The 13,173-nt window shown below is 70.7% G+C and carries 7 protein-coding genes and 2 pseudogenes; 5 read left to right on the top strand and 4 right to left on the bottom strand.

Annotation, left to right across the window (positions count from 1 at the left end; genetic code table 11):
* The first annotated feature begins 654 nt into the window (after positions 1-654).
* Complete coding sequence (locus OG389_RS32520; RefSeq protein ID WP_328302308.1) at positions 655-2,463, top strand: glycoside hydrolase family 6 protein; 1,809 nt, start codon at positions 655-657, stop codon at positions 2,461-2,463.
* A 163-nt stretch (positions 2,464-2,626) separates the two neighbouring features.
* Here OG389_RS32520 and OG389_RS32515 read toward each other — a convergent pair whose 3' ends face one another.
* Entirely contained in the window at positions 2,627-3,706 is a 1,080-nt protein-coding gene (locus OG389_RS32515; RefSeq protein WP_328302306.1) for a LacI family DNA-binding transcriptional regulator, read from the bottom strand.
* Between the two features lie 420 nt (positions 3,707-4,126).
* Between OG389_RS32515 and OG389_RS32510 the strand changes: the two genes are divergently transcribed.
* From OG389_RS32510 to OG389_RS32495, 4 genes are all read left to right on the top strand, one after another.
* On the top strand, positions 4,127-5,479 hold the full coding sequence (locus OG389_RS32510) for an ABC transporter substrate-binding protein (RefSeq protein WP_328302304.1): 1,353 nt from the start codon (positions 4,127-4,129) through the stop codon (positions 5,477-5,479).
* Between the two features lie 113 nt (positions 5,480-5,592).
* Positions 5,593-6,654 carry a carbohydrate ABC transporter permease gene (locus OG389_RS32505; protein ID WP_328302302.1) on the top strand — a complete coding sequence of 354 codons (1,062 nt, stop codon included), beginning with the start codon at positions 5,593-5,595 and terminating at the stop codon, positions 6,652-6,654.
* Positions 6,655-6,658: 4 nt separating this feature from the next.
* Positions 6,659-7,552, top strand: a complete 894-nt coding sequence (locus OG389_RS32500; RefSeq protein WP_328302300.1) for a carbohydrate ABC transporter permease — start codon at positions 6,659-6,661, stop codon at positions 7,550-7,552.
* A gap of 109 nt (positions 7,553-7,661) precedes the next feature.
* Entirely contained in the window at positions 7,662-9,104 is a 1,443-nt protein-coding gene (locus OG389_RS32495; RefSeq protein ID WP_328302298.1) for a GH1 family beta-glucosidase, read from the top strand.
* A gap of 76 nt (positions 9,105-9,180) precedes the next feature.
* Here OG389_RS32495 and OG389_RS32490 read toward each other — a convergent pair.
* The 3 genes and pseudogenes from OG389_RS32490 to OG389_RS32480 form a co-directional block, all read right to left on the bottom strand.
* Positions 9,181-10,164 (bottom strand): annotated as a pseudogene (locus OG389_RS32490) (ROK family protein).
* Positions 10,165-10,177: 13 nt separating this feature from the next.
* Positions 10,178-11,443 (bottom strand): annotated as a pseudogene (locus OG389_RS32485) (FGGY family carbohydrate kinase); the annotation flags it as partial.
* Between the two features lie 19 nt (positions 11,444-11,462).
* On the bottom strand, positions 11,463-12,893 hold the full coding sequence (locus OG389_RS32480) for a non-reducing end alpha-L-arabinofuranosidase family hydrolase (protein ID WP_328302296.1): 1,431 nt from the start codon (positions 12,891-12,893) through the stop codon (positions 11,463-11,465).
* Positions 12,894-13,173 lie beyond the last annotated feature (280 nt).

Here is a 13,173-nt window from a genome sequence, read left to right as displayed (position 1 = left end):
TTGGCGGTAGTTGCCGCTACGGTCTGGCCCAAGCAAGTGGGAGCGCTTCCATGGTTGGTGTGCCGTCACAGCGCGACCTTGCTGCGAGGGCTCGCCCATGTGACGGCCCCGCGTCTGTCAGTGCTGCTCGGCGGAGCAGCACTCGCCTTGCGCGACGGCGTTACCTGCCGAGCAACGGCCAGAAGGTCCCAGGCACGCAGAGCCTGGTGGACGCACTTCATGTGACCGGCGTCCGCGATCCCCACCGGCCCGCGGCATTGCCTACAACGGCCTGAGCCGGCGGCCCACCCACCTGCCCGACGGGCCGTCCGGCCACGGCCTGCCCCCTCCACACCCTCAACATGCCTGCTTGGAAGACGTGTCGAGGCTCAATCCTCGCCCCCGGCCACAGCCCGGTCCCACCCGGCCGCGGGTCAGATCGGCGAGAACTCCTATGGACGGCCGTTCGGCGATTGCCGATCGCCGATCGCCGATCGCCGATCGCCGATCGCCGATCGCGCCATGGTGTGGCCGGACGCCCGCACCCCCTCATCCACCCGCTGGACCTGCCACACCTGGAAGCACCCCTCCGGCCCAGCCCGACCACCCCCACCGCATTCGGCACCGGGCTGCGCGACCGCCCGCGCGCCCTGAACTGAAAGGCACCCCACGAAAATGAGCCGCACAGCCATCGGCACGACTCCCCGCACCACGTCCCGTACGACCAGGCGCACCGCCTTGCTGGCGGCCCTCAGTCTCGTCACGGCCGCCGGTGCGACCGCCACCGTGTTCGGCACTTCCGCCGGCGCCGCCACGGCGGGCTGCAAGGTCGAGTACCAGATCACGAACCAGTGGAACACCGGGTTCGGCGCGAATGTGATCGTCACCAACACCGGTGACGCGGTCGCCTCCTGGACCCTGGAGTGGTCCTACGCGAACGGCCAGCAGGTCACCCAGGGCTGGAACGCCACGATCACCCAGTCCGGGGCCGCGGTAACCGCCAAGAGCCTCTCGTACAACGGGAACCTGGCCACGGGCGGTTCGACCTCCTTCGGCTTCAACGGCTCGCACACCGGGACGAACGCGGTACCCGCGACGTTCAAGCTCAACGGCGTCACCTGCAACGGCGCGACCGACCCGACCCAGCCGCCGACCACTCCCCCGACGACACCGCCCACCACGCCGCCGACCACGCCGCCGACCACCCCGCCGACCACCCCGCCGCCGTCGGGCGGCAAGGCCGACAACCCGTACGCCGGCGCCAAGGTGTACGTCAACCCCGAATGGTCCGCCAAGGCCGCCGCCGAACCGGGCGGCTCCAGGGTGGCCAACCAGCCCACCGGCGTCTGGCTCGACCGCACCGCCGCCATCGCCGGATCCAGCACCTCCATGGGCCTGCGCGCCCACCTGGACGCCGCGCTGGCCCAAAAGGGCAGCGGTGAAATGGTCGTCCAGCTCGTGATCTACAACCTGCCCGGACGGGACTGCGCCGCCCTCGCCTCCAACGGCGAGCTCGGCCCGACCGAGATCGACAAATACAAGACCACCTACATCGACCCGATCGCCGCCATCCTCGCCGACGCCAAGTACGCGGGTCTGCGGATCGTCACCACCGTCGAGATCGACTCTCTGCCCAATCTGGTCACCAACGTCTCCGGCCGCCCCACGGCCACGGCCAACTGCGACGTGATGAAGACCAACGGCAACTACATCAAGGGCGTCGGCTACGCACTGAACAAGCTCGGCTCCATCGCCAACGTCTACAACTACGTGGACGCGGGCCACCACGGCTGGCTCGGCTGGGACGACAACCTCGGCGCCTCCGCCGAAATGTTCAAGCAGGCGGCCACCGCCGAGGGCTCCACCCTCTCCAAGGTCCACGGCTTCATCGTGAACACCGCCAACTACAGCGCCCTGAAGGAAGACCACTTCAAGATCGAGGACTCCGTCAACGGCACCTCCGTACGCCAGTCGAAGTGGGTCGACTGGAACCGCTACACGGACGAACTGTCCTACGCCCAAGGCATGCGCACCAAACTCGTCTCACTCGGCTTCGACACCAACATCGGCATGCTCATCGACACCTCCCGCAACGGCTGGGGCGGAACCGCCCGCCCGACCGCACCCGGCCCGCTGACCAGCGTGGACACGTACGTCGACGGCGGCCGCTACGACCGGCGCATCCACCTCGGCAACTGGTGCAACCAGGCCGGCGCCGGGCTCGGCGAACGGCCGCAGGCCGCCCCGGCCGCAGGCATCGACGCCTACGTATGGATCAAGCCGCCGGGCGAGTCCGACGGCGCGAGCAAGGAGATCCCCAACAACGAGGGCAAGGGCTTCGACCGCATGTGCGACCCCACCTACGCGGGCAACGCGCGCAACGGCAACAGCATGTCGGGGTCCCTCCCGGACGCGCCGCTGTCGGGCCAGTGGTTCTCGGCTCAGTTCCAGGAGCTCATGAAGAACGCCCACCCGGCACTGTGACCCACCGCCCATGAGAGGCCCGGGGCGGTACGGAATCCAGCTTCCGAACCGCCCCGGGCCTCGGCACGCTCCGGAAAACCCGCCAAGGGAAGGCTTCGTCCCGACCCATTCCGGCCACCGCCCCGGGCTCGTCGACCGAAGCCGTCCGCCCTGGGCAAACCGCTCAGGAGGAGTCCCGCACCACCAGTTCCGTCGGAAGCACCCGGCTCGGCCCCTCGCCCGCCCCCTGCCCCGGGGCGCTGCCGGCCCCGGGCCCTTCCGCGATCTGGTGGAGCAGCAGCCGGGTCATCGTGCGGCCCATCTCCTCGATCGGCTGGCGCACGCTCGTCAGCGGCGGATCCATCAGCCGGGCCACCACTGAATCGTCCACACCGACCAGGGCCACGTCCTCGGGGACCCGCCGCCCCGCCTCGCGCAGCACCCCGCGGGCACCGGCCGCCATCACATCGGATCCGGCGAAGACCGCGTCCAGGCCGGGTGCGCGATCCAGGAGCTCGCGCATCGCCCGGCGGCCGCCCTCCTCGGTGAAGTCGGCGGTCGCCACCAGGGACTCGTCGGGCCGGATCCCCGCCTCGGCGAGCCCCGCGCGGTAGCCGCCCAGACGCGCCCGGGCCACGTACATGTCCAGCGGCCCGGTGATGGTCGCGATCCGGCTGCGGCCCCGCCCCACCAGGTGGGCGACGGCCGCCCGTCCCGCGCCGATGTTGTCGGAGTCCACGTAGTCGACCGGCTCGGCCTCGGAGCGCCGGCCGTTCATCACGACCGGCAGCCCGAGCTTCACGATCCGGTCGGGCAGCGGGTCGTCGCCGTGGACGGACGCCAACAGGACGCCGTCGACCCGCTGGGCGGCCAGGTAGTGCTCGAACCGCTGACGCTCGACCTCGGTCCGGACCAGGGTGAGCAGCAACTGTTTGTCGGCTTCGGCCAGCTCGGCGCTGACCCCGCGGATCAGGTCGAGGAAGTACGGCTCCGAGAAGACCCTGGCCTCGGCCTCCGGAATGACGAGGGCGACCGCATCGGTCCGGTTGCCGGCCAGCGCCCTGGCCGCCTGGTTGGGGACGTACCCCAGCTCGGCCACGGCGCGGGCAACGGCCGCCCTGGCCTGCTCGCTCACCCGGGGCGAGCCGTTGATGACCCGGGAGACCGTGCCCCGGCCGACGCCGGCCAGGGCCGCGACCTCTTCCAGGGTGGGCCTGCCGTTCTGCCGTCCGCTCACGACTTTCGAACTCCCCTCGTGCGCCATCGCGCTCCGCGCCGGGCACCGGCCCGGTCAGCTGAGCAGGTACTTTAGGTGAATCGGGCAAGGCAGTGGGCCCCACCTCGTCGCTCCGGCACACGGTACGCCGACGGAGGATGTGGGAGCGCTCCCACACTAGCCTCGATTCCCTCACTCCGCCACGGTCTCGTTCACTGTCCGACGGGCCGCAACCGGAAATGGGACCCCGAGGTGCGGCGGGAGCCCATCTCGATTGAATTCGCGTTCACCTCTTGACACCCACCCCTACTGGGCAGCAACCTTCCGGCAACGACGTGGGAGCGCTCCCATCCAGGGGTGCGACAACGGCCTTCCCCATCGGGTCCTGGCGGGCCCCTCGCCGAGCCGCGAACACCCCGCCGGACCCCCCTGGCGCACAACGAGCACCACCTTGGACGAGGAGAGTTCATGCGCACTTCCAGCAGCAGACGCGGACGCCGCACCGCGATCAACGCAATCGCCGCAGCCGTCGCCGTCGTGACCGGCGCGGCCCTGCTCACCGGTTGCGGCGACGACAGCCCCGCCGGAGATGACGGCACGGCCGCCAAGGAGCAGATCACGCTGCGGATCGGCACCTTCGGTTCCTTCGGCTACGACGACGCCACCGGGGCCAAGCTCTACGCCGAGTACACGAAGGCGCACCCGAACATCAAGATCGAGGAGTCGAACGTCGCCGACGGCCAGAAGTACTGGGACACCCTCAAGCTGCGCCTCTCCCGCGACAGCGGTCTCGCGGACATCCAGGCCCTGGAGGTGGGCTACATCGCGGAGGCGACCGGCCCCGCCATGGCGGACAAGTGGACCGACCTCGGCAAGACGGGCGGCGCAGACGTCGGCGCCTTCCTCGACTGGAAGGTCAAGCAGGCCACCACGGGCGACGGCAAGGTCATCGGCCTCGGCACGGACATCGGTCCGATGGCCATCTGCTACAACAAGGACCTCTTTGCCAAGGCCGGCCTGCCGACCGATCGCACCGAGGTCGCGAAGCTGTGGGCGGGCGACTGGGCGAAGTTCATCGCCACCGGCGAGACGTACAAGAAGAGCGCCCCGGAGGGGACCGCCTTCCACGACTCCGCGAGCGGTCTGTTCAACGCGGTGATCTCCAGCGAGCCGGTGCAGTACGCGAACACCAAGGGCGAGCTGGACTACGAGAACAGCCCGGGCGTGAAGAAGGCGTGGGACACCGCCGTGGTGGCGGCGAAGGGCGAACTGACGGGCAAGCTCCGCCAGTTCGACGAGAAGGGCACGTGGAACGCGGCCTTCAAGAACTCGAAGTTCGCCACGGTCGCCTGCCCGAGCTGGATGACGGGCATCATCAAGGAGCAGGCGGGCCCGGAGAACCAGGGCAAGTGGGACATCGCCGCCCCGCCCGTGGCCGGCAACTGGGGCGGTTCCTTCCTCGCCGTGCCGAAGTCGGGCAAGCACGCCAAGGAGGCCGCCGAGCTGGCCGCCTGGCTCACCGCACCGGCGCAGCACGCCAAGGTCTTCGGCGTGAACGGCAACATCCCCTCCTCCAAGGACTCCCTCAGCTCCCCGGCGGTGCAGGGCGCCAAGCTGCCGTACTTCGGTGAGACCCCGGTCGGCAAGATCTACTCGGAGGCCGCGGCCGGCATCACGCCCGCCCCGATCAGCCGCTGGGACGGTCAGGTGAAGACCTTCCTCACCGACAACGGCATCCTCGACATCGAGCAGCGCGGCACCGACCCGGTGAAGGCCTGGGAGAACGTCAAGAAGCTGGTCGCCGACAAGATCGACCAGTAACGGGGCAGTGTGACGGCCCGCCGCCACCCGCTGCCTCCCCGCGGGTGGCGGCGGGCCGTCGACCGTCCGCCCCCACCGCATGACTGCACGCATCGACCTGGAAGGACGCCCCCGTGGCCACCTCCGTACGGGCGACGGGTGGCGGCTCCGCGCCGCCCGCCGCACAAGCCCCGGGCTCCAGCGCCGGCCCCGGCTCCCACAGGCAGCGGCCCTCGGGCCGGAGCGGTTGGCGCAGCACGCTCTACCGCCTCGATCTGAAGGCGATCCCGTACGTCTTCATCGCTCCCTTCTTCCTCACCTTCGCCGCCTTCGGGCTCTTCCCCCTGATCTACACGGGCTGGCTCTCGCTCCACCGGGTGGAACTGGGCGGCAGCGCGCAGTGGAAGGGGCTGGACAACTACAGTTCGCTGGCGACCAGCGAGTTCTTCTGGAACGCGCTCGCGAACACCTTCACCATCGGCGTGCTCTCCACCGTTCCGCAGCTGCTGATGGCCCTCGGCCTCGCGCACCTGCTCAACTACAAACTCCGTGGCCAGGGCTTCTTCCGCGTCGCGGTCCTCGCCCCGTACGCCACCTCCATCGCGGCGGCGTCCCTCGTCTTCGCCCAGCTCTTCAACACCGACTACGGCCTGATCAACACGGTCCTGGGCTGGGTCGGCTTCGAACCGGTCGCCTGGGAATCCTCCAAGTGGCCCGCCCAGATAGCCATTTCGACGATCGTCACCTGGCGCTGGACCGGCTACAACGCACTCATCTACCTCGCGGCCATGCAGGCCGTACCGCAGGATCTCTACGAGGCCGCGGCCCTGGACGGGGCCTCGCGCTGGCGCCAGTTCCTCAGCGTCACCATCCCCTCCATCCGTCCGACGATCCTCTTCACCGTCATCGTCTCCACCATCGGTGCCACCCAGCTCTTCGGTGAGCCGATGCTCTTCGGCGGCAGCGTCGGCATCAGCGGGGGCAGCGGGAACCAGTTCCAGACGCTGAGCCTGCTCATGTACGAGAAGGGGTGGGTGACCGGCGCGCTGGGCCAGGCCTCCGCCATCGCCTGGGTCATGCTGCTGCTCCTCCTGCTCATCGGCGGGCTCCAGGCGCTGATCGCTCGCTCGAACCGCAACCGCAGCCACCGCCGTAGCAGCCGATCCGGCCACATCCGCACGAAGGCGGGGAGCTGAACCCATGACCCGCACACTCGAAAAGACCACCACCGCGGCGCCGCGTGCAAGGCGTCTTCGCTCATCGGCGGGCCGTCAGCACCATGCGGGACCGCTGACGTACGTCCTCCTCGGCCTGGCCGCCCTCGTCTCCCTCTTCCCGCTGTACTGGAACCTCGTGGCCGCCTCCCACACGGGCGAGCGCGTGGTCGAGGCCCCGGCCCCGCTCCTGCCCGGCCCCCGGCTCTTCGACAACCTCACCTTCGCCTGGAACCAGGTCGACATGGGCGAGGCACTGGTCAACACGACCGTCGTGGCCGGACTCGTGGCCCTCTCCACCGTCCTGTTCTCCACCCTGGCCGGCTTCGCCTTCGCCAAGCTGCCTTTCAAGGGCCGGGGCGCCCTGCTGGCCCTCGTGGTCGCCACCATGACGATCCCACCACAGCTCAGCGTCATCCCCCTCTACCAGATCATCACCGACCTCGGCTGGGTCGACCAGCTCCAGTCGGTCGTCCTGCCCTCGCTGGTCGCCGCCTTCGGCGTGTTCTTCATGCGCCAGTACCTCATCGAGGCGCTGCCCGTGGAACTCGTCGAGGCGGCCAGGATGGACGGCGCCCACAGCCTGCGCATCATCTGGCACGTGGTCCTCCCCGTGGCCCGACCCGCGATGGCAGTCCTCGGAATGCTCGTCTTCGTCCAGGCCTGGAACGACTTCTTCTGGCCGTTCATCGCACTGACCCCGGACGGGAATCCGACCCTCCAGGTCGCCCTGGCCGGCCTCGGCGCAGGCAACCACACAGTCGACCAGGCCGTCGTCCTGACCGGCGCACTCATCTCCACGCTGCCGCTGCTGCTCGTCTTCGCCGTGCTCGGCAAGCACATCGTGGGCGGCATCACCGCCGGCGCCGTCAAGAACTGACGGCGTTCATCGAGGAACGACCTGCCTCGTCGGCCTGTTCGCGCCCCCTCTTCCGGCACCGGTTCATCCGGCACGACTTCAACCACACTTACGTTGGGAGCGCTCTCCTATGACCGCGTCCGAGACCCGGCCACTCACCGCCACCCGCACCTTCCCGCCCAATTTCCTGTGGGGCACGGCCACCGCCGCCTACCAGATCGAAGGCGCCGCCGGAAAAGACGGCCGTACCCCGTCCATCTGGGACACCTTCTCGCACACCCCGGGCAAGGTCTTCGAGGGCCACACCGGTGACGTGGCGGTGGACCACTACCACCGCTTCCCCGAGGACGTCCGGCTGATGTCCGAACTCGGCCTGGGCGCCTACCGGTTCTCCGTCTCCTGGTCCCGGGTCCAGCCGACCGGCCGGGGCCCGGCCGTCCAGAAGGGCCTGGACTTCTACCGCCGGCTCGTCGACGAGCTGCTCGCCGCCGGCATCACTCCCGCCCTCACCCTCTACCACTGGGACCTCCCCCAGGACTTGGAGGACGCGGGCGGCTGGCCCGAGCGCGCCACCGCCGAGCGCTTCGCCGAGTACGCGGGCCTCGTCTCCGACGCCCTCGGAGACCGGGTCAAGCACTGGATCACCCTCAACGAGCCCTGGTGCAGCGCGTTCCTCGGCTACGCCTCCGGCGTGCACGCCCCCGGCCGCACCGACCCGGTCGCCGCCCTGCGCGCCGCCCACCACCTCAACCTCGGCCACGGCCTCGCCGTCCAGGCCCTGCGGGCCGCACTGCCCGCAGACGCCCAGCTCGCCGTCTCCCTCAACCTCCACGAGGTGCGCCCCCTGACCCCGTCGGCCGAGGACCGGGACGCGGCCCGGCGCATCGACGCCGTCGGCAACCGCATCTGGCTCGGCCCCATGCTGGAGGGCGACTACCCCCAGGACCTCCTCGTGGACACCGCGCACCTGACCGACTGGTCCTTCGTCCGGGACGGCGACACCGCCACGATCCACCAGCCCTTGGACCTCCTCGCCGTCAACTACTACACCCCGACGGTCGTCTCGCACGTCGCGCCCGGCGACCAGAAGCCGCAGGACGACGGCCACGGCAACAGCGAGCACTCCCCCTGGCCCGGCGCGGACGAGATCGCCTTCCACCAGGCGCCGGGCGAACGCACGGCGATGGGCTGGCCGGTGGACCCGAGCGCGCTGTACGACCTGCTGACCCGCACCGCCGCCCGGTACCCCGGACTGCCGCTCGTCATCAGCGAGAACGGAGCGGCGTACGAGGACGAGATCGGACCCGACGGCACGGTCCATGATCCCGAACGCGCCGCCTACATCCACGCCCACCTCGGCGCCGTGCACCGGGCGATCGCCGACGGGGTGGACGTACGCGGCTACTTCCTCTGGTCATTGCTCGACAACTTCGAGTGGGCCTACGGCTACGCCAAACGTTTCGGCGCCATCCACGTCGACTACGACACTCTGGAGCGCACACCCAAATCGAGCGCGCACTGGTACGCCCGTGTTGCCCGGACGGGAGAGCTGCACGCTCCTGGCGGCGCGTAGCCCACGACGGCGCACCGATTCGCGGTGGACGGGTTCTGCGCCCTGGCACGGTGAGCCTTTCCGGTCACAGCACCAGTCAGCGGATGGGCAGGCGGGCGGGATCAGCGATGATCTGCCGGACGGTCGACCACGCTGCGCCCGGCACCGGTCCGCGGCGCCCCAGCACGGAGGGGCTCACCACCTCCGGGTTCCAGGCCCGGACGGTGACCCGGGCGGCCAGTTCGGCGCGGGCCGACGGGAGGAGCCAGTCGCCGAGTTCGGTGTAGGCGCCGCCCAGAACGAGGCCGTCCGGGTCGATCAGGTTCACCGTCGAGGTCAGGGCGAGGCCCATGGCCCGTCCTGCTCGGTCCAGGGCGCGCAGGGTGGCGGCGTCCCCGGCGGCTGGCCGCTCGGCGAGCAGGGCCACCGGGTCGCCGACGGGGCCCAGCCCGGCCTCGCGCAGCACGGCCGCTTCACCCGCGTACTGCTCCGGACAGCCGCGTGCCCCGCAGGAGCAAGGGGCGCCTTCCGGGTGGACGGGCAGGTGCCCGAGTTCGCCCGCGAAGCCGCGGGCGCCCCGGAACAGCTGCCCGCCGATGACCAGTGCGGCACCGATTCCGGCCTCGGCGGCAGGACGCGGCCTCGGAGTCCGCCTCGGCGCCCAGCGCGGCGGCCTCCGCCAGCACCTCTGGGGCCGGCCCGCGTTGGCCCGCTCCACGCGACGCCAGACCCGGGGTTCACCACGCAGGTCCACGACGCACGCGGCGAGATGGGTGACGCCGATCTCCAGGCCGAGGCCCGCGGGACCCCGATCGTTCAGGGCCAGCGCCCGTCCAGGGCGGCCGACCCGTCCGCTGGGCGCGGTCTCCGTCTCGGTCGGCGCTCACCGGCCGATGAGCCCGTCGACCATGGAGGAGACGGCCGGCCTGGTCAGGCCCGTGTGCCCGGCCACGTCCGCTCGGGAGAGCGGTCCGTGCGCGGCGACCACGCCGATCACCACCGCGAGGTTCCGCCGGCGCATCCCCTGCTGCGAGGCGGGCGCGGCCTCCGATCCCCCGCTCCCCCTGCCGGTCCCCGTCATCGGCCCGACCCTCCTATCGCTCTCCCGCCGGGACCTCCTGCAAGGCCGGCGCCCGCCGCAGCGTACTGGTGATCCGTTCGAGCGTGTCGTCGTCACGGGGTACGGGCTCCAGTACCCGGCCCTCGGCGGTCCGCCGGCGCCGGGCGACGGCATCGGCAGGCTCACCGGTGAGCAGGGCGGCGGCCTGGGCGGCGGCCCCGAGCGCGACCAGTTCCCGGGCCTCGGGCACCTGGACCGCTCGCCCGGACAGTCGCAGGACGGTCCTCTGCCAGGCCCTGCCGCGGGCTCCGCCGCCGATCAGCAGGAGTGGTTCACCGGGAGCGGGTCTCTCGCCTCCGGCGCGCGGCACGTCGTCCAGGGCCGCGAGCAGGGCGTGGGCGGCGCCGTCGTAGGCGGCCTGGAGCAGCTGGCCCGGCGTCGTGTCGTGGCGCAGGCCGTGGACCAGGCCGGAAGCCTGCGGGAGGTCCGGAGTGCGCTCGCCGTCCAGGTAGGGAAGCACCACCGCCGTGCCGCCTCCCTCGACGTCCTCGCGGTCGCGGCCTACGAGAGCGGCGAAGCGGTCGACGGCGAGGGTGCGGTTGAGCGTGCAGGCGAGCGGCAGCCAGCCGCCGAGGGCATCGGCGAAGCCGGCGACGGTTCCGCCGGGGTCGGCGGGCCGCGTCCGGCCGACGGCGTAGACGGTGCCGGAGGTACCGAGGCTCAGCACCGGACGCCCGGGGGTCAGGCCCAGCCCGAGGGCGGCGGCCATGTTGTCACCGGTCCCGGTCGCCACCAGGGCGCCCTCGCGCAGTGGCATCCCGGCCCGGACGACGCCCGCCCGGGCTCCCGGCGGGAGGACCTGCGGCAGCAGCCCGGGGTCGAGGCCGATCCTGCCGAGAACGTCCTCGTCGTAGCCGTCCGGCCCCCACCAGCCGGTTCCCGACGCGTCTCCGCGGTCCGTCACCGCTTCACCGGTCAGCCGCTCCGTCAGGAAGTCGTGGGGAAGCCGGACGGCCGCGACGCGGTCGGCGGCGGCACGCTCATTCGTGTGCAGCCAGGCGCACTTGGCGGCCGTGAGGACGCTGCCGGTGCGGCGGGCGAGCTCTGCCGCACCGAACGCGGCTGCGAGTTCGGCGGCCTGCGGGGCGGAGCGGACGTCGTTCCAGAGCAGCGCCGGGCGGCCCGGCCGGCCGGCCGCGTCGAGGGTGACCAGGCCGTGTTGCTGGCCGGCGATCGAGCAGGCGGCGGCGCGATCCATGAACCGCTCGGCTGCACGTCGGCGGAACGCACCACATCGCGAGCGCCGTGGTTCAGGCGGGTCAGCGCTGCAGGGTGAGCAGACCCGGCCGGTACGGCAGCTTCAGGTAGTCGGTGTTCTCCGGTGTGGTGGTGGGGAGGCCCTGATAGAGGAACTGCAGGTTGCAGGGATCGATGGTCATGGTCTGGTCGGGGTTGTTGCGGACCAGGTCACCGTGGCTGACGCCCTTGGCCCAGGTGGAACCGCTGTTGGCCTGACCCGCGAAGGGGTTGCTCTCGCTGCCGGCCTGAACGGTCCACGGACCGTTCAGGCTGGATGCGGTGAACGAGCGGAAGTAGCGGTTCGAGCCCTGCGCCTCAACGATCATGAGGTACTGGTTCCGGCCCTGGACCTTGTAGACCTCCGGCGCCTCGAACAGAAGGTCCGTCGCGTCGCTCATGACCGTCGTGTACGAGGAGCCGAAGTTGCCCGGGAAGTTCCCGATCGGCATGCTCGCCCGGTAGATCTTGCCGTTGTCGGCGGCGAAGAACAGGTACATGTTCTGGTCATCGGCGATCATGGTCGGGTCGATCGGGGCGTCCCTCCGGTCCCCGGGTCCCACGGGCAGGCCGCCGGTGAACAGCGGCTGCGCGGCGGACCAGCCGTTGGGGTTGGTGGGGTCGCTGGAGGTGCGGTAGTAGAGCGGCCACTGACTCCACTGAGACACCATCACCCAGACGTCCTTGGGCGCGAAGTAGAACAGTTCGGGCGCCACCGCGGGTTCGTTCATCCTGGTCTGGGTGGCCGCCCCCATGTCCGACCAGTTCGCGAAGGGGCTGAACGCCGTCGAGCCCCACGCCGTTCCGTTGGAGGTGGTCGCGTAGACCAGGCGCTTGCCGTTGTACGTGGTGGTGGAGAAGTCCTTCAGCGCCAGCTGCCCGTTCGCCGGCTGCGCCAGCGGACCCGTCGAGGTCCACCGGTAGGCCGACGGAAGAGCACACGCGTTGCTCACCCCGGACAGGCCGGTCCACTTCTGGTTGCCGCCACCGTGGCACGACCGGGTCTGCACCCCCGTGCCGTTGGCCGTGCCCCAGCCTGAGACCTCCAGACACAGCCCGGACCGTACGCCGACGATCGTGCCGTCGGAGTTCACCCGCCACTGCTGGTTCTCACTGCCGTTGCACGTCCAGATCTGCACCGGGGTCCCGGACGTGGTGGCGCCGCCCCGGACATCCAGGCACTTGTTGCCGTACACGGTCAGCTGGCTGCTGTCCGTCAACGTCCACTGCTGGTTGATTCCACCGTGGCAGTCCCAGATGTGCACGTTCGCGCCGTCGGACTGGCTGAAGCCCGCCACATCGAGACAGCGGCCGGAAGCAACACCGCGCAAGTCGCTGGTGGTGGCCGCCTGAGCCGGGCCTGCGACGAGCAGCGCCGCCAACGCGGCCAGGGTCGCGACCGCGGCGGCGAGCACCGCGGACAGGGGGCCGCGGCTGGAACTTCGTCTGCGCATTTGAGATCTCCTTTGTAACCGGATGAGCTGCCACCGGGTTGGGCAGGGGCGACCTGCCCTCGGCGCGGCAGAGCGGCAGAGCGGCAGAGCGGCAGCAAGGTGTGTGGTGGGGGACGCCGGAAGATTGTTAGCGCTAACAATTTGCAGCTCGCGCATGGGCGTTGGAGGCAGGAGACCAGGGGCCTGAGCGACTGTCAAGATCTTCTGCAAGAATCCGTCGGACCACTGAAACAACATCAGGACGGTCAACCGCAAGGGGAGCTGATGAAGTCGAGGCCCA

Source organism: Streptomyces sp. NBC_00435 (genome assembly GCF_036014235.1).
Taxonomy (GTDB): Bacteria; Actinomycetota; Actinomycetes; order Streptomycetales; family Streptomycetaceae; genus Streptomyces.
Note: the sequence above shows the minus strand (reverse complement) of the source record. Positions and strands in the feature narration are given on the sequence as shown.

Bases quoted from the DNA above. Each gene is read 5' to 3' on its own strand.
- OG389_RS32520 (WP_328302308.1), top strand. From the start codon at position 655: ATGAGCCGCACAGCCATCGGCACGACTCCCCGCACCACGTCCCGTACG.
- OG389_RS32515 (WP_328302306.1), bottom strand. From the start codon at position 3,706: ATGGCGCACGAGGGGAGTTCGAAAGTCGTGAGCGGACGGCAGAACGGC.
- OG389_RS32510 (WP_328302304.1), top strand. From the start codon at position 4,127: ATGCGCACTTCCAGCAGCAGACGCGGACGCCGCACCGCGATCAACGCA.
- OG389_RS32500 (WP_328302300.1), top strand. From the start codon at position 6,659: ATGACCCGCACACTCGAAAAGACCACCACCGCGGCGCCGCGTGCAAGG.
- OG389_RS32495 (WP_328302298.1), top strand. From the start codon at position 7,662: ATGACCGCGTCCGAGACCCGGCCACTCACCGCCACCCGCACCTTCCCG.
- OG389_RS32480 (WP_328302296.1), bottom strand. From the start codon at position 12,893: ATGCGCAGACGAAGTTCCAGCCGCGGCCCCCTGTCCGCGGTGCTCGCC.